Annotated in this window: 28 protein-coding genes and 1 pseudogene; 21 read left to right on the top strand and 8 right to left on the bottom strand. The window is 64.3% G+C overall.

What is annotated here, in order from left to right; all coding sequences use genetic code 11:
- The first annotated feature begins 22 nt into the window (after nt 1–22).
- From FJ974_RS20095 to FJ974_RS20045, 11 genes are all read left to right on the top strand, one after another.
- On the top strand, nt 23–988 hold the full coding sequence (locus FJ974_RS20095) for a sugar ABC transporter substrate-binding protein (protein WP_181177266.1): 966 nt from the start codon (nt 23–25) through the stop codon (nt 986–988).
- Nucleotides 989–1198: 210 nt separating this feature from the next.
- The gene (locus FJ974_RS20090; protein WP_226891639.1) at nt 1199–2143 is read left to right on the top strand and encodes an ABC transporter permease; all 945 of its coding nucleotides are present in this window, start codon (nt 1199–1201) and stop codon (nt 2141–2143) included.
- Nucleotides 2143–3162, top strand: coding sequence for an ABC transporter permease (locus FJ974_RS20085; RefSeq protein ID WP_140537863.1), 1020 nt, complete (start codon nt 2143–2145; stop codon nt 3160–3162). The genes FJ974_RS20090 and FJ974_RS20085 overlap by 1 nt, the downstream gene beginning before the upstream one ends.
- A 73-nt stretch (nt 3163–3235) precedes the next feature.
- Complete coding sequence (locus tag FJ974_RS20080) at nt 3236–4081, top strand: ATP-binding cassette domain-containing protein (protein ID WP_140537755.1); 846 nt, start codon at nt 3236–3238, stop codon at nt 4079–4081.
- 80 nt (nt 4082–4161) lie between these two features.
- Entirely contained in the window at nt 4162–5166 is a 1005-nt protein-coding gene (locus tag FJ974_RS20075; protein WP_140537757.1) for a Gfo/Idh/MocA family oxidoreductase, read from the top strand.
- Entirely contained in the window at nt 5163–6122 is a 960-nt protein-coding gene (locus FJ974_RS20070; protein ID WP_140537759.1) for a sugar phosphate isomerase/epimerase family protein, read from the top strand. Before FJ974_RS20075 ends, FJ974_RS20070 begins: the two co-directional genes overlap by 4 nt.
- 11 nt (nt 6123–6133) lie before the next feature.
- A complete protein-coding gene (locus FJ974_RS20065; RefSeq protein ID WP_140537761.1) occupies nt 6134–6442 on the top strand; it encodes a MocE family 2Fe-2S type ferredoxin in 309 nt (102 codons plus the stop codon).
- Nucleotides 6443–6448: 6 nt separating this feature from the next.
- Nucleotides 6449–7228 carry a TIM barrel protein gene (locus FJ974_RS20060; RefSeq protein WP_140537767.1) on the top strand — a complete coding sequence of 260 codons (780 nt, stop codon included), beginning with the start codon at nt 6449–6451 and terminating at the stop codon, nt 7226–7228.
- A 98-nt stretch (nt 7229–7326) separates the two neighbouring features.
- A complete protein-coding gene (locus tag FJ974_RS20055) occupies nt 7327–8079 on the top strand; it encodes a 3-methyl-2-oxobutanoate hydroxymethyltransferase (RefSeq protein WP_226891306.1) in 753 nt (250 codons plus the stop codon).
- 611 nt (nt 8080–8690) lie between these two features.
- Entirely contained in the window at nt 8691–9839 is a 1149-nt protein-coding gene (locus FJ974_RS20050; RefSeq protein WP_140537772.1) for a hypothetical protein, read from the top strand.
- 37 nt (nt 9840–9876) lie between these two features.
- Nucleotides 9877–10578: a hypothetical protein gene (locus FJ974_RS20045; RefSeq protein ID WP_140537773.1), complete on the top strand. Its 702-nt coding sequence runs from the start codon at nt 9877–9879 to the stop codon at nt 10576–10578.
- Between the two features lie 71 nt (nt 10579–10649).
- On the opposite strand, the gene FJ974_RS20040 is transcribed toward FJ974_RS20045, so the two are convergent.
- A complete protein-coding gene (locus FJ974_RS20040; protein WP_226891305.1) occupies nt 10650–10910 on the bottom strand; it encodes a hypothetical protein in 261 nt (86 codons plus the stop codon).
- An 87-nt stretch (nt 10911–10997) separates the two neighbouring features.
- Nucleotides 10998–11747: a DUF899 domain-containing protein gene (locus FJ974_RS20035; protein ID WP_140537775.1), complete on the bottom strand. Its 750-nt coding sequence runs from the start codon at nt 11745–11747 to the stop codon at nt 10998–11000.
- Nucleotides 11748–11871: 124 nt separating this feature from the next.
- Between FJ974_RS20035 and FJ974_RS20030 the strand changes: the two genes are divergently transcribed.
- On the top strand, nt 11872–13092 hold the full coding sequence (locus FJ974_RS20030) for a helix-turn-helix domain-containing protein (RefSeq protein ID WP_140537776.1): 1221 nt from the start codon (nt 11872–11874) through the stop codon (nt 13090–13092).
- Between the two features lie 37 nt (nt 13093–13129).
- Nucleotides 13130–13789, top strand: coding sequence for a PQQ-binding-like beta-propeller repeat protein (locus FJ974_RS20025; protein WP_140537778.1), 660 nt, complete (start codon nt 13130–13132; stop codon nt 13787–13789).
- A gap of 16 nt (nt 13790–13805) precedes the next feature.
- On the opposite strand, the gene FJ974_RS20020 is transcribed toward FJ974_RS20025, so the two are convergent.
- The 3 genes from FJ974_RS20020 to FJ974_RS20010 all read right to left on the bottom strand — a co-directional run bounded on the left by FJ974_RS20020 (nt 13806) and on the right by FJ974_RS20010 (nt 16977).
- Nucleotides 13806–14888: an acyltransferase family protein gene (locus tag FJ974_RS20020; protein WP_140537779.1), complete on the bottom strand. Its 1083-nt coding sequence runs from the start codon at nt 14886–14888 to the stop codon at nt 13806–13808.
- A gap of 104 nt (nt 14889–14992) precedes the next feature.
- Complete coding sequence (locus tag FJ974_RS20015) at nt 14993–16249, bottom strand: MFS transporter (RefSeq protein ID WP_226891304.1); 1257 nt, start codon at nt 16247–16249, stop codon at nt 14993–14995.
- Nucleotides 16246–16977 (bottom strand): MBL fold metallo-hydrolase, encoded by a 732-nt coding sequence (locus tag FJ974_RS20010; protein ID WP_140537783.1) that lies wholly within the window; start codon nt 16975–16977, stop codon nt 16246–16248. Before FJ974_RS20010 ends, FJ974_RS20015 begins: the two co-directional genes overlap by 4 nt.
- A gap of 110 nt (nt 16978–17087) precedes the next feature.
- Between FJ974_RS20010 and FJ974_RS20005 the strand changes: the two genes are divergently transcribed.
- Complete coding sequence (locus FJ974_RS20005; protein ID WP_140537784.1) at nt 17088–17804, top strand: ArsR/SmtB family transcription factor; 717 nt, start codon at nt 17088–17090, stop codon at nt 17802–17804.
- A 117-nt stretch (nt 17805–17921) separates the two neighbouring features.
- Here FJ974_RS20005 and FJ974_RS20000 read toward each other — a convergent pair.
- The 3 genes and pseudogenes from FJ974_RS20000 to efp all read right to left on the bottom strand — a co-directional run bounded on the left by FJ974_RS20000 (nt 17922) and on the right by efp (nt 19889).
- Nucleotides 17922–18645: pseudogene (locus FJ974_RS20000) on the bottom strand (DUF899 family protein).
- Between the two features lie 91 nt (nt 18646–18736).
- The gene (locus tag FJ974_RS19995) at nt 18737–19132 is read right to left on the bottom strand and encodes a VOC family protein (protein WP_140537786.1); all 396 of its coding nucleotides are present in this window, start codon (nt 19130–19132) and stop codon (nt 18737–18739) included.
- A 187-nt stretch (nt 19133–19319) separates the two neighbouring features.
- Nucleotides 19320–19889 (bottom strand): elongation factor P, encoded by a 570-nt coding sequence (gene efp / locus FJ974_RS19990; RefSeq protein ID WP_140537788.1) that lies wholly within the window; start codon nt 19887–19889, stop codon nt 19320–19322.
- Nucleotides 19890–20012: 123 nt separating this feature from the next.
- Here efp and epmA point away from each other — a divergent pair, with 123 nt between their 5' ends.
- The 7 genes from epmA (at nt 20013) to lpxK (ending at nt 26820) form a co-directional block, all read left to right on the top strand.
- Complete coding sequence (gene epmA, locus FJ974_RS19985) at nt 20013–21056, top strand: EF-P lysine aminoacylase EpmA (RefSeq protein ID WP_140537789.1); 1044 nt, start codon at nt 20013–20015, stop codon at nt 21054–21056.
- 159 nt (nt 21057–21215) lie between these two features.
- The gene (locus FJ974_RS19980) at nt 21216–22559 is read left to right on the top strand and encodes a TldD/PmbA family protein (protein WP_140537791.1); all 1344 of its coding nucleotides are present in this window, start codon (nt 21216–21218) and stop codon (nt 22557–22559) included.
- Nucleotides 22546–23355 (top strand): 3'(2'),5'-bisphosphate nucleotidase CysQ, encoded by an 810-nt coding sequence (locus tag FJ974_RS19975; RefSeq protein ID WP_140537793.1) that lies wholly within the window; start codon nt 22546–22548, stop codon nt 23353–23355. Before FJ974_RS19980 ends, FJ974_RS19975 begins: the two co-directional genes overlap by 14 nt.
- Nucleotides 23356–23430: 75 nt before the next feature.
- Nucleotides 23431–23676, top strand: coding sequence for a DUF4170 domain-containing protein (locus FJ974_RS19970; RefSeq protein WP_140537794.1), 246 nt, complete (start codon nt 23431–23433; stop codon nt 23674–23676).
- A 5-nt stretch (nt 23677–23681) separates the two neighbouring features.
- Nucleotides 23682–24461: a lysophospholipid acyltransferase family protein gene (locus FJ974_RS19965; RefSeq protein WP_140537796.1), complete on the top strand. Its 780-nt coding sequence runs from the start codon at nt 23682–23684 to the stop codon at nt 24459–24461.
- Nucleotides 24458–25774 (top strand): lipid IV(A) 3-deoxy-D-manno-octulosonic acid transferase, encoded by a 1317-nt coding sequence (gene waaA / locus FJ974_RS19960; protein WP_140537798.1) that lies wholly within the window; start codon nt 24458–24460, stop codon nt 25772–25774. Before FJ974_RS19965 ends, waaA begins: the two co-directional genes overlap by 4 nt.
- A gap of 17 nt (nt 25775–25791) precedes the next feature.
- Nucleotides 25792–26820: a tetraacyldisaccharide 4'-kinase gene (gene lpxK / locus FJ974_RS19955; protein ID WP_140537800.1), complete on the top strand. Its 1029-nt coding sequence runs from the start codon at nt 25792–25794 to the stop codon at nt 26818–26820.
- Nucleotides 26821–26823 lie beyond the last annotated feature (3 nt).

The raw sequence follows: 26823 nt of genomic DNA, 5'->3' as shown, positions 1-26823 counted from the left end.
GGGGTAATCTGGGAGGAATACCATGAAGCTTTTCAAGACACTCGTCTCGACGGCGATGCTGATCGGGTTCAGCACCGGCGCGACGCTCGCCGCCAACATATTCGTGGTCGGCGGCAAGCCCGACGATCCGTTCTGGTCGATCGTCAAGCGCGGCGCCGAAGACGCCGGCAAGGTGGTCGAGGCTCAAGGCGGCAAGGTCACCTGGCTCGGTCCGCAGAACTACGACAATCTGGGTGTCGACGCCGCCGAACTGATCCGCCAGGCCATCGACCAGAAGGCCGACGCCATCGTCGGGCCGGACTGGGTGCCGGAAGCCATGGACCCTGCGTTCAAGGCAGTGAGAGACGCAGGCATTCCGCTGCTTATCTACAATGCCGGCGGGCTGAAAGCGGCCGATCGTCTCGGCGCCATGAACTATGTCGGCTCGGACGACTATAAAGGCGGCGTCGCGGCCGGCGAGTACCTCACCAAGGCCGGCAACAAGAAAGGCGTCTGCATCAACACGCTGCCAGGCGCCGCCAACATCGAGGCCTTTTGCGGTGGCTTCAAAGAGGGGATGAAGAACGGCGGCGGCGAAGCCGATGTGCTGCCGTTGCCGGCCACCTCCTTCGGCTCGGCCACGGCCGTCGCGCAGGCGGTGAAGGCCTACCTGCTGCAGCATCAGGATGTGAACGCCGTCTTCACGATCGGCAACGTCGATGCGAACTCTGCCATGAACGGCATTACCCAGGCCGGCAAGGTCGGAAAAGTGCACCTGTGCGGCATGAATTTCGACGAGACCATCCTGAACAACATCAAGGGCGGCCAGCAGGACTGCGCGATCGACCAGCAGGGTTATCTGCAGGGCTATCTCGCGGTTGCAATCCTGAACGGCCACGTCAACTATGGTTTGTCGGTGCCCACCCGCGAGATCCTGACGGGACCAGGCATCATCGACAAGGCAAATGTCGACGCCACCATCGCCGGCGTGAAAGCAGGGACGCGATAATCCTCCCGCCTGGGCCGTCCTCGCCTTTGCTGCGGGCGGCCCCTTTTCCCTCTCTCGGCGTCGGCCACATCCTGGCCGGCCGTGTGTTCGCGGATTACCCCAATGGCACATCCCGTGACGTCCACATCAATTCCAGCGCCGGACCGCAGGCAGTCCGGACTGGCCCTCGGCCGGCTGGCGCGGCGACCGGAGTCGGGCTCGTTCCTCGGCATGCTCGCGGTCCTGCTTTTCTTTGGCGTGGTCGGCGGCAGCGGCTTCTTCTCCGCGGCCGGTGCCGCGAGCTGGCTGAATATCGCTTCCGAGATCGGGATCATTGCGCTGCCGATAGGGCTGCTGATGATCGCCGGGGAATTGGACATCTCGGTCGGCGCGGTGATCCCTGCGGCGTCACTCACGGCTGCCATCGTCTCGGGCCACTATGGCCTGCCTGATTGGCTCGGCATAACGGCAGCGCTTGGCCTTGGCCTCGCGGTCGGCTTCATCAATGGGCTGTTTGTGACAAGGACGACCATCCCGTCGCTCATCATCACCATCGGCACCATGTTCGGCACGATGGGGCTGACGCTGGGCCTCACCGTCAAGATCGCCGGCAGCACCGGCGTCTCGCTCGTGCCGGATCCTTTCACCAAGCAGATACTCGGCGATTATCTCGGCGGCATGTTCCAGGTGACGATTCTGTGGTGGGTGGTGTTCGTCATTGGCCTGTTCTGGCTGTTGCATGTCTCGCCCGTCGGCAACTGGATCTATGCGCTCGGCGGCGACAAGGAGAGCGCGCGCAATGTCGGCATCCCGACCAAGCGGCTCACCATCGGCCTGTTCATGCTGTCCGGCTTCAGCGCCGCTTTCGTTGGGGTCAGCGAGGTGATGGTCTACCAAAGCGCGCAGGTTCTGGCGGGGCAGTCTTTCATTTTCAATTCCATCATGTGCGTCGTCATCGGCGGCGTCTTGCTCACGGGCGGCTTCGGCTCGATCGTCGGCATCGTGTTCGGCACGCTGACCTTTTCGATCGTGAACCAGGGCATCTATTTCACCAGCCTGGATCCCAATGTCGGCAGCGTCATCATCGGCGCGCTTCTGCTGATCGCGGTGCTGACCAACGACACGTTCCGGCAGCTGGCGCTCAGCTATTCGTCGAAGAAGGGAGGACAGTCATGATGGACATGGTCAAGTCCTTGCTGCGCCGTCCGGAAGCCGGGTCGATCCTCAGCCTCGTCGGCGTGGTGCTGTTCTTCGTCCTGTTCGGCGGCGCCAATCTGGTCACGCTGGTCGGGGCGGCAAGTTGGGTCAATTTCGCGGCCAATCTCGGCATTGTCGCCATTCCGGTTGGGCTGCTGATGATCGCCGGCGAACTCGATATCTCGATCGGCGCTTTGATCCCGGCAGGTTCGATGACCACCGCCATGCTGTCGGGCTACTACGGACTGCCTATAACGGTGGGCATTGCCGGCGCGCTGGCGGTCGGCATTGCGGTCGGCCTGGTCAACGGCCTGCTGACCATTCGGACTTCGGTGCCGTCGCTGATCATCACGCTTGCCACGCTCGTCGCCATGCAGGGCGTGGTGCTCAGTGCGTCTGTGCTTCTTACCGGCAATGCCAGCGTGGCGCTCACCGCGCCGGACTGGGCAAAATTCCTGTTCGGACAGCTGATCGGCGGCAGCCACCAGGTCATCATCGTCTGGTGGCTCGCGTTCGCCGCCATCATGGGTTTCGTCCTGCACAAGACGCGTTACGGCAATTGGCTGTTTGCAATGGGCGGCGACAAGGTCAGCGCCCGCAACGCCGGCATTCCGACGAACCGCATGACGATCGCGCTGTTTGTGCTGTCCGCGGTCAGCGCGACGTTCGTCGGTATCTGCCAGGCGATCCTGTTCAATTCCGCCCAGGTCTCGGGCGGCATGAACTTCATCTTCAACGCCATCGTGTCCGTCGTGGTGGGCGGTGTGCTGCTGACCGGCGGCTTCGGCTCGGTTGTCGGCATCTTCGTCGGCACCATCACCTTCGCCATCGTCAGCCAGGGCATCTACTTCACCCAGATCGACCGGAACTGGTCGAACCTGATCATCGGCGTCATGCTTTTGCTGGCGGTGCTGATGAACCAGTCGTTCCGCGACCTGGCCCTGTACTTCAGACCCGGGCGCAAACGAACCTTGCCGCGGGAGCCGGCAAACCCTTGAGAAACGAGTTCGGATCAGCCCCCGCTTCGCCGAGCACCTTGGCGCAGCCGGATGCAGATGAAGAGATGACGCCATGAACGACAAACCTGCCATTCTTGAACTGAGGAACGTCAACAAGTCCTTCGGACCGATCGACGTCCTGCACGACATTTCGCTGAGGGTGCGCGCCGGCGAAGTGCTTTGCCTGCTCGGCGACAACGGCGCCGGCAAGTCCACGCTCATCAAGACCCTGGCCGGGGTCCACAAGCCCACCAGCGGACAGATCCTGATGGATGGTCAGCCGGTAACGTTCACGGGACCAAGCGATGCGCAGGGACGCGGAATCGCCACGGTGCACCAGTTCGGCGGCACGTTTCCGCTGATGAGCATCGGGCGCTCCTTCTTCGTGGGCGTCGAGCCGACCAAAGGCTGGGGACCGTTCAGGATCTACGACCGCAAGCGCGCCAACGAGATCGCGGTGAAAGCGGTCCGGGATTTCGGCATCACCCGCATCGATGACGGCGACCGCCTGGTCGGCGGCCTGTCGGGCGGCGAGCGCCAGTCGCTCGCCATTGCGCGCGCCGTGTATTTTGGAGCGCGCGTGCTGATCCTGGACGAGCCGACCGCGGCGCTCGGCGTCAAGCAGGCCTCGCATGTGCTGCGCATCGTCAACGAGGCCAAAAGGCGTGGCCTGGCGGTGGTCTTCATCACCCACCAGGTCATGCATGCCATGACCGTCGGCGACCATTTCGCGGTGCTGATCCGCGGCGCCATCGCCGCCGATTTCCGCAGGGGCGAAAAGTCCCGCGAGGAGATCACGGACCTGATGGCCGGCGGCGAGACCATGGCCGATCTGGAGGCCCAGGTCGAAGGGTACATGGAAACACATGAGGGGCATCCACCATCCATCCAACGTCTGGAGGAGCCAACCGCGCGCTAGACAACGCCGAGGTATTCCCAGCCCGGCGCTGTTTCACGTCGCCGTTACCCGTAATTCCAGGAAGAAAAAGCAGGACAGAAATGACAATCCGCATTGCTGTGATCGGCGCCGGCCTGATGGGCGCGGATCATGCCAGGATCGTTGCCGAGGAACTGCCCGGCGCAACCCTTCAATTGGTCTGCGATATGGACGAGCAGCGCGCCCGTCGCGTTGCCGACGCGTGTGGCGCCCTGGACATCGCTACCGACCCGAACGGCGCCATCACGCGGCAGGATGTGGACGCAGTGATCATTGCCAGCCCCGATTTCACGCATGCGCCGTTTTCGATGGCCTGTATTGCCGCCGGCAAGCGGGTCCTGTGCGAAAAGCCGCTTTCGCAAGCATCGGCCGAGTGCGTCGCGGTGATGGAAGCCGAACAGAAGGCGGGCGCGAAATACGTCCAGCTCGGCTTCATGCGGCGTTACGACCGTTCCTACCAGGAGATGAAGCGGGCGCTCGACGACGGCCGTCTCGGCCGGGCGCTGATGATGCACAATTTCCACCGCAATGTCGAAACGCCGGCTGCCGATTTCACCGGCGCGATGGCCATCACCAATTCCGCTCCGCATGAATTCGACGTCGTGCGTTACGTGCTCGGGACGGAATATGCCGCTATTTCCGCATTCCAGCCGAGCCGCTCCGACGCGCGCGTGGCTCCCGTTGTCATGATGCTGGAAACGGTGGACGGCCAGCTCGTCAACATCGAGATCAACAACAACGCAGCCTATGGCTATGACGTTCGCGCCGAGCTGGTCGGCGAGCGCGGCACCGTTGCGACCAACAATGTCGCCTACACCCGCACGGACTCGGCGCTTACCCAAAGCACAAGCTACGACGCCGACTGGCGGACCCGCTACTACGATGCCTACCGCCGCCAGAACCGCGACTTCCTGCGCTTCGTCGTGACCGGCGAGTTCCCAACGACCGCCTCGGATTGCTGGGACGGCTATTGCGCCGCCGTCGTTGCTGAGGCCGGCGTGAAGGCGCTGAAGGAAGGCCGCCGCACACCCGTCCAGATGATTGCAAAGCCGGAGTTTTACGCGTGAAGCTGGGTTTCGTTTCTGACAGTCTCGGCGGTCTGCCATTCGAGGCGGTGCTCAATCATGCCCGGCGCATGGGGGTATCCGGCATCGAGGTCAACACCTGTGGCTGGTCGACCGCGCCGCATTTCCGGCTGTCGTCGATGCTGGGCAACAGGGAAGCACAGAGACGCTTCACCGGAGCGTTCGAGGAACGCGGGTTGGAGATCGTCAGCCTGAACGCGAACGGCAATCCGCTGCATCCGACCGACCGGGCCCAGGGCGAGGGACTGAAGGATACGATCCGCGTCGCCGGCGAAATGGGCATCCGCACCGTCTGCACCATGAGCGGCCTGCCGGCCGGCAGCGCCGGCGACAGCATGCCGAACTGGGTTGTCTCGTCGTGGCCACCGGAGACGCAGGCGATCCTCAAATATCAATGGGAAGAAAAGCTGGTCCCGTTCTGGACCGAGATCGCTGCGCTGGCCAAGGCAAACGGCGTCGAGCGCATCGCGCTCGAACTGCACGGCAATCAATGCGTCTACAACGTACCTTCGCTCCTGAAGCTTCGAGCAGCGGTCGGGCCGGTCATCGGCGCCAATCTCGACCCTTCGCACCTGTTCTGGATGGGCGCCGATCCGCTTGCTGCAGCCGAAGCGCTGGGTGCGGCCGTGTATCACGTGCATGCCAAGGACACGATGCTCAACCGGCCCGTCCAGGCCACGACCTCGCTGCTTGAGAATGGCAGCCTGATGGACATCCCGGCCCGCTCCTGGAGCTACATCACGCTCGGCTTCGGCCATGGCGAGGAGTGGTGGCGGCAGTTCTGCTATCGGCTCAAGATGGCCGGCTATGACGGCTGGCTTTCGATCGAGCATGAGGACGTGCTCCTGAATTCGCTGGAGGGGCTCGAAAAGTCCGTCGCGCTGCTCCAGGGCGTGATGCCGTCAGCTCCCGCCGATTTCAAACCACAAGATATCTGAGGAGATATTGAATGCCCTGGGTCGACGCTTGTGCCGCCGATGAGATCGAAGCCGAAGAGGCCAAACGCTTCGAGAATGGCGGCCGCACCTTCGCGATCTTCCGCAACGACGCGGATGAATATTACTGCACCGATGGACTTTGCACACACGAGTCGATCCACCTTGCCGACGGTCTCGTCATGGGCAACACGGTGGAGTGCCCCAAGCACGCTTCCGTCTTCAACTTCACGACCGGCGAAGTAGAGACGCCACCGGCCTGCGAGAACCTGAGGACTTACAAGACAAAGGTCGAGAACGGCCGCGTCATGATCGAGGTTTGAGCCGTCATGGGCCAACCGTTCCAACTGGCCGCCTGCGCCGAGATGCTCTGGCTTGACCGCCCGATGGCTTGGCGCATCGCATGTCTGCACGAGATGGGTTTCGGCGTCGGATTATGGAATTGGCCCGACCATGATCTCGCGGCGATCGAGAAGACGGGCGCGACCTTCACCATCATGAACGGCTATCTCGAAGGGCGGCTTGCCGACGATGAGGGCGCCGACATTCTCTTGAGGTCGGCTTCCGAAACCGCAAAGGTCGGGAAGCGTCTCGGCGTTGCCCGGTTGAATCTGCACGGGACCGGGCTCGGCGAGGGCGGCATTCCCATCGTCAAGGCCGAGGTCGAGACAGGCCCGATGTGGCTGAAGGCGCGCGATACGCTGAACCGCATCTGCGACATGGCGGAGGCCGAAGATGTCGTCTTCACGCTCGAAAATCTGAACCTGCTCGACCACCCCGGCTGCCCATTCGGCTCGACGGCATCGGTGCTGGCTTTGGTGTCGTCGATTAACAGACCCCAACTGCGGATCAACCTCGACCTCTATCACACGCAGATCGGCGAGGGCGACATCGTGCGCTGGTGTCAGAAGTGCCTGCCTTTCATCGGCGAGGTGCAGGTCGCCGACAATCCGGGTCGCTGCCAGCCGGGAACGGGCGAGATGAACTGGCCCTACATCGCGAGAGCCCTGTTCGACATGGGATATCGCGGGCCGGTGGGTCTGGAAGCCTTTGCCCAGAACGATTCGGAAGCGGCGCTGGACGCCTTCCGGCGGGCTTTCACAATCTAAAAAATGAACTGCGGCGGAGGCTGACCATGGGCATGTATCACAACCGTCCTCATGTCGAGGACATCCGAAAGATGAAGCGGAACGGACAGAAGATATCCATGCTCTTCGTCAGCACGCCCGACGAAGCCGCCGCCGCTGCCGCGGCGGGCATCCACATGCTTTCGATCGAAGGCCGGTATTTCGACCAGGACATGCGGGATGCCGCCGGCAACTGTTTCGTGCAGGTCGGTCTGCCTTACGGCGGCTGGGGCAGTTTTGCCGGTCGGCCGCTCGCCACGGCGGAAGACTATCTGCGTGCCGCCTTCCACTTTGCCGGCATCGGCGGTGACGCCTTCTACTGTGCCGCCTCATATGACATCCAGAAGGCGCTTTGCGACAACCACCTCCCTGTCGTTGGTCATATCGGCCTGGTCCCTTCCTACATTACCTGGACGGGCTGGCGCGCGGTCGGCAAGACGGCGGGCGAAGCGATGCGCTTGTGGCGGCATACAAAGAAGCTTGAGGAGATCGGTGTCTTTGGGGCGGAATTGGAAGTCGTGCCCGACCGGGTGGCGAAATTCCTGACGGAAAACTCATCGCTCGTCATGCTTGGCATGGGCGCCGGCAAAAATGCCGATGCGCAATATCTCTTCACCGAAGATGTCTGCGGCTACGGCAAGAACCACAAGCCGCGACATGGAAAGGTCTACCGAAACCTTGGCCCTGAGCTGCAGAAGATACAGGACGAGCGTGTGGCGGCCTTTAGGGAGTACAAGGCAGACGTGGATTCCGGCAAGTATCCTGGTTACGAGCACACAGTTCCAATTGGGGACGCCGAGTTCGACAGCTTCATGCAAGCAGCCAAACGGTGAAACAATGCCTTTGGGGCTACCCATTTCATCACGAGCGGGTGCCGGACAAGTCGAAGTTCGTAACACCAGCGTGCCAACGCTCGACGAACTCAAAATGCTGATTGCCAAGCGGGAGCTTATACTTCCAACTAAGTTGGAAACTGTCGCCCGCGTGATGTTTGCAGAGCCGGACTACGTCGCCTTCGAGAATTCTGTCTCGATCGCGCGCCGCTGCAACGTGTCAACGACGACCTTATCTCGCCTCGCTCCGTACCTCGGCTTCAGGTCCTTCAAAGAAATGCAGAACTGCTTCCGAAATTATATTCGTGATCGAAAGGCTCAGCGGAAACCGAGCTGATAACACGGCCGCATAGATCAAGGAGAGAATCAGGCCGCACCTTGTCCAGCCGGCGGTATCCTGGGAAGCCTTGGAGCGGCCAGACGGAGCAGTTTGTATGCGGCAATGAGCGGCGCAGGTTTCGGAATTTCGGACCAACCCCTCAGCAAATGAACGAAGTTTCGTTCGTTCGAATGACGAAAAGCAGGAAGCAGGAGCTAAGCTTCAAATGGCGCGGTGTGCATCAAGTGGAGAATAAATAGCGGTAAAGTGCCGTGGTCAGTGAGTTTCAGTGATGGATGAAGCGCAGAGTGCCATGTCAAAATGTCTCCGCTGTGACTTCATCCTTGTTAGGCGACTGCCTTTAATTTTATTTCAGCAGATACGTGGCGCGGGCTGTGACGCCATGCTGTCCCTCGTTCCGGCAATCCTCATTCTGCTGTTGGCATCTCCGGCAAACAGTCAGTTGGCGCCCGGGGCGTCAGCGGTTGCCGCGGACGACGGCTTGTCGGTTCCGGACCACACCGGTATCGAGAAAGAACCGGACAAAGCGCAACCCGGCGCGCTCGAATCCAACAAACCCGATCTAGTGGCCGCTGAAGCGCAGGCTCTCAAGCAAACGCCGCCTGCCGAGGATGAGGACGCCTTGCGCCGCGAATTGGCCGCCGCACGAGCGGAGCTGGCCAGGCAGGCACAGGCCCTGGAAGCGCAGCAGCGAACAGACGAAGCGCTCGCGCATAGTCTGGAGACCGCGCAGCGTGTCATCGAAAATCTCAAGGCGGCAACCAGTCTCTGGGACAGCGAGAAAGGCGCCACGCCTGAAGCGCATCCTTCGGTGGAAGTCCCTCCGGCTTCTGCGACGCGGGCGCTTGATGACGAGCGCCGGAAGGTTGAGCTCCTGGAACAGGAACTCGCCAGGGCTCGCCAAACGATCGATGCTCTTAAGACAAGCGCAAATCTGGCCGCGGTCGAGCAGGCCAAAGCCGTAAAGGACCGACAGGCGGCCGAGGCCGCTTCAAAGCAGGCCGGAGAAACATTCGAACTAGAACGCGAGCGAGCTGCGCATGACCTCGACATCGTTCGCAAGGAGCGCGATGCCTTGAAGCAGAACTCGATAGCATTGAGAGCGGAGCTCGACCAGGAGCGTGAAAGGGCTACCGGCTTGGCTCGCAGTCTGAGTGCCGCGCGTGAGACGATCGAAATCGCCAAGGATCAGCGCCGCGCTGCGGCTGTGGAGAGCGCGCCGAAGGCGCATGCCCCCGAGCGTGGACTTGCAAATGCATCATCGCGTTCGGGCGTCCGGCCAGCCCGTAAACCGGGCTCGCCGGAAAAACAGAAAGTGAAGGTTCAAAGATCACCGCAACGTGTTTTGCTGACGACCATCGCTCTTCCCGAAGCATTGCTCCCAACGCGACCGCCGAAAGGCCTCGACCCGCGTCAGTGAAGACAGCGAGCGAAATGTATGCCGCAAGGGGGAAATAATGAAAAAATACATCATAGCCGCGCTGACGATCGGGGTCGCAATCGGGCCTGCCTCGGCACTGGAGGCGGGTCTAGGCGGCAAAGTCGGCGGCCTCGGGATCGGTGCTGGCGTGAGTGCCGGTTCGCAAGGCGTATCCGTGGGGGCGGGTACGAGCGTCGACGGCGTGGGCGGAGCAAACGTTGGAGCCTCGGTCGGCGCAGGTAACACCGGCGTCAGTGCCGGCAGCACCGTCGGTAGCACGAGCGGAAGCGTTTCGACAGGTATCGGCGTGGGCGACGATCCGTCCGCCGAAGACGGATCGGCTACCGCGCCCGATAGTCCGGCTGCAGTCACCACTGCACCAGCCCATGGCAAGACCGCCAGGCAATCGATCACCCTGCCATCCGTCCTCAGGCCTTCCAGAGCCGGTGATTTAACCATGGGGTATCCCTTTGGATCTCTGGGAGCACTGAAAGCGAAGCCCGGTACGCCAGTTGCGGTCGTGCGGGCCTGCCGCGCGGCGATCATGGCCGCTGCGACGCCGCTTGGCGCCATCAGCGTCCATGCGGTAAGCGCAGGCTCCTTGCGTCCACGTCGGGGTGGACTGACGGCGCCGATCACCGTGCGAGTAGATTACGCGAGAAAAGGTGGCATCGAGGTCCGGCAGGCGCAGGTCGGTTGTCGCCTCGATGCGGCGGGCAGGGTCACTGCGATAATATAGCACGGGGCCCTGTAAGAGGGACAAAGACGGCGCTCTGCCGAGATCGCTCGAGTTGCAGTCGGTACGAAATCTCACGCCCGGCGGGTTGCCAGCCGCAGCCAGGGCGCGAGGTGGAAAGCGGCCATCAGCAGATACATCGGCACCATGCCGCTCAGCATCGAGGCTTCATGGCCGGACATGCACATCATGTCCTGACCGCCATAGGCGGCCGTCAGCAGCGCCATGATCGCGAAGGTCGGCGCCGCGGCGAGGCATAGCCAGTCGGCGAGGCCGAAGCTGCTTAAGCCGGCGGGGCGAGGGGCGGCGGATAGGGAGGTTTTGTCGGTGCTCATCTTATCCACCTTCAAAGTGGTTAGGCCCGCGGGGCGCCGAAAATCGGCTCTGGCGGCGCAGCTCGCGCCGCCAGAGTCGCTTCACGCTCAGGCGTCCTTGTTGCGGAACGCCGCTTCCCCGGCATCCGACACCTCGACCCATCTCTGATCGGGCGCCGCGCCTTCCTCGTAATTGTCGTGCCAGTTCCACCATTTGTAGGTCTGGGTCTGCGGATACCCCTCGGGCGAATCCTCCCACACCTCCTGGCGGCCGAGCGGCGTGACGTCGAGATAGCTCCAGACAGTGCCAAAGGCTTCGTCGCCGCGGTTGTTGACGAAATAGGTGCGGAAGATGCGCTTGCCGTCACGGATGAAGACGTTGTGGCCGTGCCATTCGTCGACGCCGAAATCCTTATCCCAGCTGTCGGTGATGGTGTACCAGGGCATCTTCCAGTCCATCCGCTGCTTCAGCCGCTGGATGTCGGCCTGTGGGGCGCGCGAGGCGTAGGCAAGCGTGGTGTCGCGGGCGTTGAGATGGGCGAGATTGCCGACCTGGTCTGCGCCGAGCGAGCAGCCGCGGCAGGCATGTTCCGGCCAGCCATAGACGCCGGGCTCGAAGAAGGCGCGGTAGATGATGAGCTGGCGGCGGCCTTCGAAGAGGTCGAGCAGGCTCATCTTGCCGTTCGGGCCTTCGAACACATAGTCTTTTTCGACAAGCATCCACGGCATGCGGCGGCGTTCGGCGGCGAGCGCGTCGCGGGCGCGGGTCAGGGTCTTTTCCTTAACCAGCATCTCTTCATACGCGCCTTCCCATGCTTCCTGCGAAACGACCGGTGGTGTCTTCATATGTTGGGTCATTGCTCTTGTCCCGTTCTTGGGTTTGGTTGGGGATGACGAGGACAGACATAGGGCCAGACGCTTCGATGGTGAGAGTTACAAGTGTGACGCGATTTGCTGCGGCGGGCCTCGAGGCGGGCGTTGCATGGACTCGCTGATCAATGCCGCCGGGCGTGCGCTTGCCGCGGGCGATCCGCTCGGCGCCCTGAAGCGCGTTGCCTTGCGCGAGGATGCGCCGGCGCTGGCGCTGCGCGGCATTGCGATGGCGCAGCTCGGCGACTTCGCCAAGGCAAAGGCGCTGCTGAAGAGCGCCGCCCGCGCCTTCAGTTTGAGGGAGACCGTCGCCCGCGCGCGCTGCGTCGTCGCCGAGGCCGAGATCGCGCTGGTCTCGCGCGACCTCGGCTGGCCGGAAAAGGCGTTAAGATCGGCGCGGGCGACGCTGCTGGCACATGGCGACCGCATCAACGCAGCCTATGCCGGCAGCCTCGAGGCGCGCCGGCTGATCCTGATCGGCCGCCTCGACGAGGCCGAGCGCCTGCTTGCCGGCTTCGATCCGGGGCCGTTGCCGCCGGTGGCGCGCGTCGCGCATGAACTGGCGGCCGCGGGCATTGCGGTCAGGCGTCTGAGGACGAAGGCGGCGCGCTCGGCGTTCGGTCGCGCATCGCTTGCCGCTTACGAGGCCAACATTCCGGCGCTGAAGGCGGAGGTCGAGACCGCGTCGCTGGTGCTGAAGGCGCCCGTCGCGCGGCTCATCGCGCAAGGCGCGGAGAAACCGCTCCTGCTCGACGAGGTCGAGGCGCTGCTGGCGTCCGGCGCGCTGGTCATCGATGCCTGCCGCAATGTCGTGCGCCAGGCCGATGCGGCGGTTTCGCTGGCGACGCGGCCGGTGCTGTTTGCGCTGGCGCGCGCTCTCGCCGAAGCCTGGCCGGCGGATGCGCCGCGCGAAACGCTGCTTCGTCGCGCCTTCCGGGCAAAGCACGCCGATGAATCGCACCGCGCGCGGCTGCGCGTGGAGATGGGGCGGCTGCGCGCCGAACTCGGCGCTCTGGCCGAAATCAACGCGACGGCCGCCGGTTTTGCGCTGACGCCGCTCAGCGCCGGCGAGGTCGTCGTCCTGGCGCCGCCGGTCGAGGAAGAACATGGCGCAGTGCTTGCTTTTCTTGCCGACGGCGAGTCGTGGTCGAGCTCGGCGCTGGCGATCGCGCTTGGCGCCAGCGCCCGCACCGTGCAGCGGGCGCTGGAGGATCTTGCGGCGCAAAACAAGGCGCAGGCAATCGGCCGTGGCCGGGCGCGTCGCTGGATGATGCCGCCAGTGATCGGTTTCCCGACCGTCTTGTTACTCCCGGGTCCGCTGCCGAGCGACTAGGGTTCAGGCAAGATTGTTCAGATCGATGGAGATCACAATGAAACGAGCGGCTGCGGAAATCCTGCGTGAATATGGACCCTTTCCGGACGCCGAGCGCGTCAATGGTGTCACCTATGACGGCAAGAATATCTGGTTCGCCACCGGCGACAAGTTGAAGGCGCTTGATCCGGAGAGCGGCGCGATCGTGCAGTCGATCGATGTCGCCTCGCATGCCGGAACCGCCTTCGACGGCGAGCACCTCTACCAGATCGCTGAGGACCGCATCCACAAGGTCGACCCGAAGACCGGCAAGATCGTCGCCACCATTCCCGCCCCCGGCAATGGCGGCGATTCGGGGCTTGCCTGGGCCGAAGGTTCGCTCTGGGTCGGCGAATATAGGGCGCACAAGATCCATCAGATCGATCCTGAAACCGGCAAGGTGATCCGCATCATCGAGTCGAAACGCGTCGTCACCGGCGTCACCTGGGTTGACGGCGAGCTCTGGCATGCCACCTGGGAAGGCGAGGAGGGCGATCTGCTGCGCATTGATCCCGAGACAGGCGACGTGCTGCAGGAGGTGGCGATGCCCTCCGGTGTCTCGGGACTGGAATCCGATGGTGGCGGCTGCTTTTTCTGCGGTGGCGGCAGCAGCGGCAAGATCAAGGCCGTCCGTCGTCCCGGACATGGCGCGGCGGACAAGGGCTCTGGTCGCAGATAGCGAAAGGCGGCCTCGCTCAGGCCGCCTCGCGCGCCGGCCGTGCCACGCCGGAAACCTGTCCGGCATTCGGCCTGTCGATATGCGCCCAGGCCGGCCGCTCGAACAAGAACATGCCGAAGCCGATGCGCTTGACGATGAAATAGAGGATCACCGGGCTGATCACCGAGGTAAGAAGCACGACTAGGCTGAGCGTGCCGGTGTCTGTGACGAGCCCGCTTGAGAGCGCAACGCCACGCACGATCGACATCGGGATGGTGAAGGCGACATAGACGACCAGCGAGTGCTCGCCGAGCCAGCGCAGCCATTCCATGGAAGCGAATTTCGACAGGAAGCCGCCGAGAACGCAGAGCGCCACCGCGCCGGCGACGGCGAGCGTCAGATGCAGCGGCGGCCATGCCGCCAGGCCCATCTGCATGCCGACCGGCTGCATGGCATAGCCCGGCGAATAGACGAGCAGGCCATTCACGATCGCCCAGGCGAGCAGGCCGGCAGCAGCTATCGCCGGGCGCTCCTGCGTCCATGCGACGAGCCGGAACACCAGCGGCGCCAGGACGAAGCCGAGATAGAAGAAGACGAAATACGCGGCGAACTGGGTGAGCGCGTAGCTCGCCGACTGCGGCGCCCACATTTGCAGCGCGGCGGCGATCGGGATGACGATCCAGTGCGGCGCGCGAAGCTCGCGCAGCGCGCGGATGACGAGCCCGAACACCGCCAGCATATAGATGAACCACAACACGCCATAGGGCTGGATGACGGCCATGGCGAGGTCGTGCAGCATGCCATTGGGATCGCGGCTGAAGATGCCGATCTTCAGCCCGATCGAGATGATCGCCCACAGCACGTAGAAATAGAGATAGTGGACGACGCGCCGGTCGATATAGCGCCGCCACGGCCGGTCGATGACCTGCGACAGGAACAGCCCCGAGATCAGGAAGAATTCCGGCATGCGGAACGGCGTCGCGAAGCCGATGACATAATGCAGGAAGCCGACGCCGCCAGTGTATTCACCGGTGTTGTAAGCGGAATACATCATCACCACCAGGATGATGGAAAGACCTTTTGCCGTGTCCACCCACGGCATGCGTGTCGTGCTGCTCATGAACGATCTCGAGGAGAATTCACCTGCGCCATAGTATCTGACAGGCTCTCCTCTGGCAGCATGAAGCTTCGGATATCGTAAACGCGGGTTTCCTTGCAGGCGTGCTAGCCGTCGCCTCGTGCCGGCGTTAAGGCCGTTGTCTCCCGCATCGCCACCGCTATGATCGCGCCGGACAGGAAGGTCAGCGCCGCGATTGCTGCGATTGCCGCGACGAAGCCGAAGAAGTCGGCGATCAGCCCCGCCGACAGCGCGCCCACCGCATAGCCGAGATCGCGCCAGAAACGGTAGACGCTGAGCGAGCGCGCCCGCCAGGAGGGATGCGAGGCGTCCGACACCGCCGCGATCAGGCTCGGATAGACCATCGCAGTGCCGAGGCCGAGCAGCAGGCTCGCCAGCAGCCACCAGTCGAAATCGCGCGTCAGTGCGGTGGTGAGAAGTCCCGCCGCCTGCACCCACATGCCGGCGACGATCAGGCCCTTGCGGCCCCAGCGGTCGCTCAACGGGCCGGTCGCCACCTGTAAGATGCCCCAGACGGCAGGATACACGGCCTTGAGGATGCCGATGCGCTCGATCCCCAGCCCATTGGCCGCGAAGAAGAGCGGAAACAGTCCCCAACTCATGCCGTCGTTGAGGTTGTTGACCAGGCCGGCCTGCGAGGCTGCGAACAGATTGCGGTCGCCGAACGAGGTCAGCATGAAGATCTCGCTGAAGCTCAGCGGCGAAGCTGCTTTCGGATGGTTCGCCAGTTCCAGCCGCAGATGCTCGCGCGTGTCACACACGAGCAGGATCGACAGCGCCGCACCTAGGACCGCATAGCCGACGCCGAGATAGATCGGCACGGGACGCAGCCCGTAGCGGCTCGCCAGATAGCCGGTGAGGAAGGCCGTGACGCCGACGGCGAGGTAGCCGGCGAATTCATTGAGGCCGACCGCAAGCCCGCGTGATTTCGGCCCGACCAGATCGACCTTCATGATCACGGTCATCGACCAGGCGAGCCCCTGGTTGATGCCAAGCAGCGCGTTGGCGGCGACGATCCAGCCCCAGCTTGGTGCCGCAATGATGATGAAGGGCACCGGCAGGCCGAACAGCCATCCGAGGATGAGAACCCGCTTGCGGCCCCATGTGTCGGCAAGCTGGCCGGACACCAAGTTGGCGCAGGCCTTGACCACGCCGAAGCTGACGATGAAGGAGGTGACGAGCGTGGTCGAGGCGATGCCGAATTCCTCGGCGCCGATCAGCGGCACGACGGTCCGTTCGATGCCTACCATGCCGCCGACGAAGGCGTTGATCAGCACCAAAAGCGAAAACTGCTTCCAGTTGGCCTTGAGGCCGAGCGCAACGGCGGGCGCGGATGCGCTCAAGATCGAGTCCCGGCGTTCGCGGCCCGGGTCCGGGCGGCGTCCGGCGGCGGGGGAGGGATGTCGGCGGTCATGGCGGCGACGAACTGGTTCTCGTCCTCGATGCGGAAGGCCTGGTTGAAGCGCCGCTCGAAGCCGATCGTCGATGTCGGCTTGCCGCTGAGCGACCGGCCGCAGACCGAGCCGGAATAGGCGCCCGGCAGCACCTCGATGTGATCGGGCAACTCCTTCAGCCGGCGCACGCTGGCATAGAGCGCGCGGGCGCCGTCCTCGGCGTTTGAAGCAAGCTCGGTGCGGCCAAGGTCGCCGACCATCAGCGTGTGTCCGGTGAGCACGAACCAGGGCTCGGCCGATCGCGTCCGGTCGGTGACCAGAAGGCTCAAATGCTCCGGCGTGTGGCCGGGCGTATGCATCACGGTCGCCGTCACGTTGCCGAGTTCCAGCACCTCGCCGTCCTTCACCCGCCGGAACGCGAAGCCTGCTTCGGCGCCTTCGAACAGCACGTATTCGGCGCCGGTCGCCTCGGCGAGCGCCCGGCCGGCCGAGATATGGTCGGCATGGATATGCGTGTCGACAACATAGAGGATGCGCATGCCCGTCGCGCGCGCCGCTTCGATATAGGGCGCGCTATCCCCGACCGGATCGACGACGGCCGCGGAAGCCTCGCCGCCGCAGCCGAACAGATAGGAGGCGGCGACCGGATCGGTATGCAGGAACTGCCTGAGAATCATCGCTTTTCCTCCGCACGGATCGGCTGCGCCGGGCAAGCCTCCGGCTTGACAGCAGGTCGAAATCGTCATTCAATTATTCTATTGAATAACGATGCGTCGCTGAAGGGCCGATGTCAATCCGCAATCCGAAACAAGCGCTGTACGAGCAGTTCGCGATCGTCGCCAAGGCGCTCGGCCATCCGCTGCGCCTGGAAATGATCGAGCATCTCGCGCAAGGCGCGCGCAGCGTCGAGGCGTTGGCGGTCAAGCTCGGCCAGCCTGTTGCCAACATCTCCCAGCATTTGCAGGCGCTTCGCCGCGCCGGCATCGTCTCGGCCGAGCGCGACGGCAAATTCGTCTACTACGCGCTCGCGGATGAGAGCGTGCTCTCCGCCTTCGCCGCCGTGAGCGGCGTCGCCGAGCGGCAGCTCGCCGAGGTCGACCGCATCGTGCGCGGCTATTTCGATGCGCGTGACGACATGCAGCCGGTCACGCGCGAGGAGCTCCAAGCGCTGATGCGCGACGGGTTGGTGACGCTGATCGATGTGCGCCCGGCGGATGAGTTCGCGCTCGGCCATGTACCAGGCGCCATCAATGTCCCGCTGAGGGAAGTCAGGGCCTGGTCAGCCGACGCCGCTGTCGGCCGTGAAATCGTCGCCTATTGCCGTGGATCGTGGTGCGTGATGTCCTTCGAAGCGGTCGCGGCGCTGCGCTCGCTCGGGCATTCCGCGCGCCGGCTGGAGAACGGCATGCCGGAATGGAAAGCCGCCGGCCTGCCGGTGGAAGTGGCCGGCCTGATCGTGACTAATCAGACAGCGCGGAATGCTCACGCGCGGAAAGGCCACTGAGCGCCAATTGCAGACGCTCGATAACAACATGGCGAATGTCTTGAGCGGGCCGTGAGCGGATTGGCAGGTCTCCACCTTTTCCGCTACTCCAAGCCCCTGGCAAACCATCTCGACCGCTTAGTAGGTGATCTTCGGGTACCAGTCGGTCCCGCGACCTCCCGGCGTCCAGTCCAGCACGTTCCACAGCATCATCAGGTCCGGCTCGGTCGTCGGGTCTTTTGCCCGGATCGGCTGACTCGAAACCCAGCTCCGCGCCCCAGAAGTGCCGAATGGTTCCGTCGCGCCGGGTGAAGACGTTTTCGGCGGCGGTGTCGGTCCCATCGTCCATGATCGCGTGGTAATCCCGGCTAAAATTCCCGTTGACGTCCGCGTAGAATGGCAGGTTCTTCCAGCCACGCTCTACCTTGAAGGCGATCTGCCGCTCGATGGCCGAAAGGCCGACGATGGCGAGGGCGATTCGCTGGCGGAGGTGGTCGGCGTTGCCGTCCAGGCAGCTCAGGAGCGCGGTGCACATGGGGCAAGGGCGCTGGCGCTTGGGGCCATACATCCAGTTGTAGACGAACAGAGTGTCCTTATCGCCGAAGAGCTCCTCGAAGCCGACGGGATTGGCGCCGGCCACGCTACTGGCTTCGCCGATGAACTGATAGTCGCCCTTCACCTCGCCGCCAGGCGGCAAGGCGCGACGCTGGGCGGCGACGCGCGCGATGTGGCGGTTGAGTTCGATCTCCTCGATCAACAGGGCCTCGCGCGCCTTGCGGTACTCGGCGCTCTCGTTCGGCTGGCGGGCGCGGTTCTTGTGAGCGATCGCAGCAGCGGGTTGCAGGGCGGAACCGTCGGCCATGACGTTGTCTCCTTTCCAATCCCTTTCAACTGGTCACCCGCCTTAGGGTTCCGCCTGGATCTCTGCTGCGCGCGATACGCAGACTGTCGTATTAAACGGTACTTTGTTGCGCTTCGTAGAGTTCCAACGGCAATCCATCCGGGTCGCTAAAGAAAGTAAAGCGCCGATCCGTATACGGGTCGATCCGGATTGGCTCTACGGCAACGCCGGCGGCTTCCAGGCGCACAACTACGGCGTCGAGGTTCCCCACAGCAAATGCCAAGTGCCGCAGCCCTGTCGCCTCTGGATTAGACGGCCGCGGCACTGGGGCCGGGAAGGAGAATAATTCCAGCTGGGCGGATCCGATCCGCAGGTCGGCCTTCCAAGACTGCCGCTCCTCCCGATAGACCTCGCGGATCAGGTCCAGGCCGAGGAGCTCGGCATAGAACCGTCGCGATCGATCGTAGTCGGTGCAGATAATCGCGACGTGGTGAATGGCGTCCAGCATCTTTCGAACTCTAGCCAAGCTGGGCTTTGGGGCCAAGGTCACCACTTTGTTGCTGTCGTCGCTGACAGGATCGCCTTATCGCTTCGGATCAGAGCCTGACATCCAGACGGCGGACAACCGTGCTGACCGTGGACCGCTTGGTCGCGGGCGGGCCGTGGCAGTTGGGCTGTTGTGAAACTCCGGACCCTCAGTCCTTGGCGCGCTCGACATAGGAGCCGTCGGCGGTCATCACCACCACGCGGGTGCCGGCAGAGATATGCGGCGGCACAGCGGTGCGCACGCCGTTGGAAAGCAGAGCCGGCTTGTAGGACGACGATGCTGTCTGGCCCTTGGTAGTCGGCTCGGTCTCCACCACTTCGAAGGTGGCGCGTTGCGGCAGCACCAGCGAGATCGGCACGCCGTTGAACTGCGCCAACTGCACCGCCATGCCTTCCTGCAGATAGGGAGCCATGTCGCCGACCACGCTTTCGGGAGCCACGACCTGGTCGTAGCTTTCCGGGTTCATGAAGTGGTAGCCTTCGCCGTCCGCATAGAGGAAGGTGTGCTCGCGCTCCTCGACATAGGCGCGCTCCACCATCTCCGTCGTGCGGTAGCGTTCCGAAATCTTCACCCCGTCGCCGATGCGGCGCATGTCGAGCTGCGTCACCGGCGTACCCTTGCCAGGGTGGATGTTTTCGGCAAAGAGGATGACATAGAGCTTGCCGTCCTTATCGACGACGTTGCCTTTGCGTAACGAACTGGCGATGACCTTGACCACTTTATTCATTCCCAATCGAGTTTATCGGCCTGGTGATTGCCACAAATCGGCAATGACGGCTATCCCGCGCGCCGTAGCGCATCTTGCGCCGAACCGCCAGCCTTCCCGGCGATTTTCCCGCTTATGACCGGCGCCTCGCCCTGGTGGATGCCGCATATTCATGCCGATCGGCGGCCGCGACTGATGGCGCGCAATGCCATTGCCGCCGCCTTGCGAGGCTGGTTCGCCGAGCGCGATTTCGTCGAGGTGACGACGTCGGCGCTGCAGGTCTCGCCCGGCAATGAGGCGCATCTTGCGGCCTTCGCCACCGAGGCGATCAATCCCGATGCATCGCGCCAGCCGCTCTATCTCCACACTTCGCCGGAATTCGCCTGCAAGAAGCTGCTCGCCGCCGGCGAGACGCGTATCTTCAGCCTCGGCCCGGTCTGGCGCAACCGCGAGCGGGGGCCTTTGCATCATCCCGAATTCACCATGCTCGAATGGTACCGCGTCGGCGAAACTTATGAGAGCCTGATGGCCGACTGTGCCGAATTCCTGGCGCTGGCGGCGGAAAAAGCCGGTGCGAGGAGCTTCACCTTCCGCGGCCGTGAGGCCGATCCGTTCGCGGAACCTGAGCGGCTGAGCGTGGCGGAAGCGTTCATGCGCCATGCCGGCATCGACCTTCTGGCAACCGTCGCCGCCGACGGCAGCACCGACCGCGAAGTGCTCCACCAGGCGCTGGTCCGCGCCGGCCTGCGCACGGCGCCCGACGACAATTGGGCCGATTTGTTCAGCCGGGTGATGGTCGAAAAGATCGAGCCAGCGCTGGGGCGGGGGCGGGCCACCATTCTCCATGGCTATCCCGTGTCGGAGGCGGCCCTGGCGCGACCGAACGCCGGGGATACGCGCATTGCCGAGCGCTTCGAGCTCTATTGCTGCGGCGTCGAGCTCGCCAACGCCTTTGGCGAGCTGACCGATCCGGCCGAGCAGCGCCGCCGCTTCATCGCCGAGATGGACGAGAAGGAGCGCGTCTACGGCGAACGCTACCCGCTCGACGAGGATTTTCTCGCCGCATTGGCCATCATGCCGCAGGCGAGCGGCGGGGCGCTTGGCTTCGACCGATTGGTGATGCTGGCGACGGGTGCGGCCAGGATCGACGACGTGATCTGGGCGCCCGTGGCGACCTGACTTTGCCTCCAGGAGCTCCCGAAGAATTTGGCATCCGGAACGAACCCGGGCTATTGCCTTGAGATTGCCGTATCCGCCATTGCAGAAGCGGCAGTGGAACAATAGATGGTGCGGAGGCGTCCGCCCTCCCGGACAGCTTGACCAAACAGGACAAACCGCATGACCGATACGCTCGACGCAGCGAAACTGACCGACCGCGTCGCAGCCCTTGTCGAGGCGGCCAGGCGCGCCGGCGCGGACGCAGCCGATGCGGTCGCGGTGCGCGGCCGTTCGGCCGGCGTGTCTGTGCGGCTGGGCAAGGTCGAGGGCACCGAATCGTCGGAAAGCGAGGATGTCGCCTTGCGCGTCTTCGTCGGCCAGCGGGTGGCGAGCGTTTCCGCCACTGCCGCATCGGACCCGAAGGTGCTCGCCGAACGTGCCGTCGCCATGGCCAAAGTGTCGCCCGAGGATCCCTTTCAGGGTCTCGCCGATCCGACGCTGCTTGCCCGTAACCTGCGCGATCTCGATCTGTTCGACCCGACCGAGGTCTCGGCCGATCAGTTGAAGGAAGCAGCCCTTGCTGCGGAAGAAGCGGCGCTTGCCGTCAACGGCGTCACCAACTCGTCCGGCAGCAATGCCAGCGCCGGACTGGGCGGCCTGGTGCTTGCCACCTCGCACGGTTTTGTCGGCCAGTATGTCGCCTCGCGCTTCTCGCGCTCGACCAGCGTCATTGCCGGCGAGGGCACCGCGATGGAGCGCGATTACGAATTTTCCTCCCGCCAGCATTTTGCCGATCTCGATGCGCCTGAGGAGATCGGCCGCAAGGCCGGCGAGCGTGCCGTGCGCCGCCTCGGCGCCCGCAAGGCGGCGACCGGACCGGTGGACGTGGTGCTCGATCCGCGCGTCGCGCGCGGCATTGCCGGCCATCTCGCCGGCGCCATCAACGGCGCTGCGGTGGCGCGCAAGACCAGCTTTCTGCGCGACATGATGGGCAAGCAGGTCGCGTCCGCCGCGATCACCGTTACCGACGAGCCGCTCCGCCGCCGCGGCCAGGCCTCGCGTCCGTTCGACGGCGAAGGCGTCGAGGGCGAGAAGCTGTTGATGGTCGACAAGGGCGTGTTGAACCACTGGTTCCTGTCGACCTCCGCCGCGCGGGAACTGGGTCTCGTCACCAACGGCCGCGGCTCGCGCAGCGGCTCTTCCGTCTCGCCGTCCTCGACCAATCTCGCCATCGAACCTGGCGAACGCTCGCCCGAAGAACTGATCGCCGCGCTGAAGCGCGGCTTCTATGTCACCGAAGTCTTCGGCCAAGGCGTCGACACGGTGACCGGCGAATACAGCCGCGGCGCCTCCGGCTTCTGGATCGAGAATGGCGCGCTTGCCTATCCGGTGGCCGAGGTGACGATCGCCTCCAACCTCAAGACCATGTTCCTCAACATGGTGCCGGCAAGCGATCTCGACCGCAATTTCGGCACCGCCGCACCCACGCTGCTGATCGAAGGGATGACCCTTGCCGGCGCTTGATCAGCCTGTCTTGGCCGAAGCCCGTAAAGATCTCGCTCTGCTGCGCGACGCCGCCCGCGAGGCAGGCGCGATCGCCATGCGCTATTTCGGCAACAGCCCGCAAGTGTGGATGAAAGGCGGCACCTCGCCGGTCAGCGAGGCCGACCACGCGGCCGACAACTATCTGCGCGAGACCTTGCTCAAGGCGCGGCCGGATTACGGCTGGCTGTCGGAGGAGACCGCCGACGATCATGCGCGGCTTTCGGCGTGCCGCACTTTCGTCGTCGACCCGATCGACGGCACGCGCGGCTTTCTCGACGGCCTGCATTCCTGGTGCGTCAGTGTCGCCGTGGTCGAGGACGGCCGCTCGCTCGCCGGCGTGCTCGAATGCCCGGCCAAGCAGGAGACCTACTGGGCGATGCCCGGCGAGGGTGCCTTCCTCAATGGCAAGCGCATCCGTGTGCGCCCGCTTGGCGACACGGTCGACATCGGCGGGCCAAAGCCGCTGATCGACCTGATGCCCGAGGCCTGGCAAGGCCGGATCCGGCGCGCGGCCTACATCCCCTCGCTCGCCTACCGGCTGGCGATGATCGCCGCCGGCAAGCTCGACGCGACCTTCGTCAAGCCAAATGCGCATGATTGGGACATCGCCGCCGCCGACCTGATCCTCGTCGAAGCCGGCGGCGCCTTGCTCGACCGCGGCGGACAGCCGCCGCGTTATGCCGGCAGTGTGATCAACCACGGCGCGCTCGCCGCCGGCAGCGGCGAACTGCTGGACATCCTGGCTGGCGTCATTGCCGGATCTGACGAAGGGTGAGCGGGCCCACAGTTCCAAAGCCGGCTGCTTTGGTCTAAACGTTTCACAAAACTCATGAATCTGCGAAGGATCGGCATGGCCGTGGAAGACGGAAAGAAGCAGCTTTTGCACCTCGTGTTCGGGGGCGAGCTGAAAAAGCTGGGTGGAACCGAGTTTCGTGACCTGGATGCGCTCGACATCGTCGGCATCTACCCCGACTATCAATCGGCGCACGCCGCTTGGAAGGCGAAAGCGCAGGCCAGCGTCGACAATGCCCATATGCGCTATTTCGTCGTCCACCTGCACCGGTTGCTCGATCCGGAATCGAAGGCTGCCGGTTGACGCCGATGGAGCATGAAGCGGTGAAGCGCGCGGCCACCAGTCCCGCCGCCAGGCGTGGCGGAACGCGCAACTTGTGGCGGCGCATCCGCGAGCCGCTCGCGCAGTCGGGCTTCGTCAAGAATTTCATCGCCAGCCTGTTCGCCTGGTTCGTGCGCCTGATTCGCATCACAAGCCCGTTGGTCGAAGGCTCTGCCAAATTTGCCGGCGGCGCCTATGCGCATCTCCAGCCCGGCATCATCGCGCTCTGGCATGGCCAGCATCTGTTAACCCCCGCCTTTTATCCTAAGGAGCGGCCGCTGGTCGCCATGGTCTCGCGCAGTGCCGATGCCGAGCTCAATGCGCTGATGCTGGAGAAATTCGGCATCGAGGCAGTGCGCGGCTCCGGCGGCCGCGACAATTCGAGGCATCTCGACAAGGGTGGTGCCAAAGCATTGATTGCGCTGAAGAAATCGCTTGTCGCGGGCAAGAACGTTGCCATGATCGCCGACATCCCGCATGGCACGCCGCGCGATGCCGGGCTGGGCATCGTGCTTCTGGCAAAGCTTTCCGGCCGGCCGATCTTGCCCACGGCGATCACCACCAGCCGCCGCAAGGTGCTGGAAAAAAGCTGGGACAAGACCACCATCAACCTGCCGTTCGGCCGCTCCGCGATCGTCATCGGAACGCCCGTCTATGTGCCGGCCGATGCCGATGACGCAGAGATGGAACGCAAGCGCCAGGAGGTCACCGCCTCGCTCAATGCCGCGACAGAAGAGGCCTACGGCCTCGTGGACGGCCACAAATGAGCGAGCGCTGGGCGCGCGCCGCCCTCACGGCTTACCGCTATGCGGGCGCCGTCGCATATCCGCTGATCGGGCCTTATGTCGCCTGGCGCGCCTCGCGCGGCAAGGAGGATCGCATCCGCCGCCGCGAGCGCTACGGCGTTGCGGGCCGGCCGCGTCCGGAGGGGCCGGTGATCTGGATCCACGCCGCCAGCGTCGGCGAGACGATCGCCGTCGTGCCACTGGTCGAAAGCATCCTCGACTATGGCGTCAACGTCGTTCTGACCACCGGCACCGTCACCTCGGCCAAAGTTGCCGACGAGCGGCTCGGCGAGCGAATCATCCACCAATATGTGCCGCTCGACCTGAAGCCGGCGGTCAGCCGTTTCCTCAACCACTGGCAGCCCGAACTGGCGATCATCGCCGAATCGGAAATCTGGCCGATGACCATTCTCGAGCTCGGCGCCCGCAACGTGCCGCAGGTGCTGGTCAATGGCCGGCTTTCGGACCGCTCCTTCATCTCTTGGAAGAAGCGCGCCAGCGTCGCCGAGGCGCTGTTCGAGAATCTCGCCCATGTCGTTGCCCAGTCGGATGTCGACGGCGAGCGTTTCCGCACGCTCGGCGCCCGGCCGGTCACCGTCTCCGGCAATCTCAAGGTGGACACCAATCCGCCGCCGGCGGATGAGCGCACGCTCGCCACCTTGCGGAGGCAGATCGGTCTGCGCCCGACCTGGGCGGCGATCTCCACGCATGACGGCGAGGAGGTTGTCGCGGCGGAAGTCCATGCCAGCCTGCACAAGCGCCATCACGGCCTGCTGACCATCGTCGTGCCGCGCCACCCTGATCGCGCCGATGCGCTCGCCGCGCAGATTTCCGGCATGGGGCTGAACGTCGCGCGGCGCAGCAAGGGCGACCGCATCTCGCCAGACACCGATATCCTGCTCGGCGACACGATCGGCGAGATGGGCCTCTATCTCAGGCTGACCGAGATTGCCTTTGTCGGCCGCTCGCTGACATCCGAGGGCGGCCAGAATCCGCTCGAACCGGCAATGCTCGATACCGCGGTGCTGGCCGGCCGCAACGTGCAGAATTTCCGCGAGGCCTATCAGCGCCTGCTCGACAGCGGCGGCGCCAAGCTGGTGCGCGACCGCGACATGCTGATTGGCGCCGTCAATTTCCTGCTGACCAACGAGGCGGCGCGCCACGAGATGATGGCGGCAGGCGCCGCGACCGTCGACGAAATGCGCGGCGCGCTGGCGCGCACGCTGAAATCGCTCGAGCCCTACATCCAGCCGCTGGTCGTCAAGGCGCGCCTGAAAGGCGCCAACGGGCGCTAGGTCGTGGGTTGGCGATCATGACCAGCGAAGCGCCGCCCTTCTGGTGGGAGAAGCCCGACTGGCGTGTGCTGGCGCTGTCGCCGCTGTCGGCGGTTTACGGGCTGGTCGCCGGCCGCCGCATGCGGCACGCGCCGCGCGAAAAAGTCGAGGCGCCGGTTCTGTGCGTCGGCAATCTCACCGTCGGCGGCAGCGGCAAGACGCCTGTTGCCATCGCCCTGGCCAAACAGGCAAAGCGCATGCGGCTCACGCCCGGCTTCCTGTCGCGCGGCCACGGCGGCTCCTTCGCCAAGCCGCACGTCGTCGATGCGCATCACGATGCCGCCAGGCATGTCGGCGACGAGCCGCTGCTGCTTGCCGAACATGCGCCGGTGGCGGTGACGGCCGACCGCGCCGCCGGCGCAAAACTGCTGATCGAAAAGCATGGCTGCGATTTCCTGATCATGGATGACGGCTTTCAGTCCGCGCGCATCCATATCGATTACGCGCTGGTTGTCGTCGACGCGCGCTACGGCATCGGCAACGGCCGCGTCATTCCGGGCGGGCCGCTCAGGGCCAAGGTCGTCGACCAGCTGGTCTTCACCAGCGGGCTTTTGAAGATGGGTGAGGGGACCGCCGCCGATCCGGTGGTGCGCCAGGCGGCGCGCGCCGGCCGGCCGATCTTTCTGGCGCATGCCGAGCCAGCCGACCGCGCCCGCTTTGCCGGCGGCCGCTTCCTCGCCTTTGCAGGCATCGGTCATCCGGAAAAATTCTTCGACACGGTGCGCGCGGCCGGCGGCGAGGTTGTGGTATCGCGCGCCTTTCCGGACCATCATTTCTATGCAAACGACGAACTCGCCGATCTGGCGGCGTTGGCCGGGCGCGAAGGGCTGCGCCTCGTCAGCACGGCCAAGGACGCCGCGCGCCTGCGCCACGGCACCACGCCAGCCGGCTTCTTTGATCAGCTCGACGTGCTCGAGATCGACGCGGTCTTTGACCTCGACCACGTGCCGGAACGCATCATCGGCGAAACGCTGGATGCGTGGCGGCTGCGGAAGTTAAGGGGTTAAGCG

The organism is Mesorhizobium sp. B1-1-8 (genome assembly GCF_006442795.2).
Classification (GTDB): Bacteria; Pseudomonadota; Alphaproteobacteria; order Rhizobiales; family Rhizobiaceae; genus Mesorhizobium.
The sequence above is the reverse complement of the archived record's forward strand: the minus strand, read 5'-3'. Positions and strand labels throughout refer to the sequence as shown.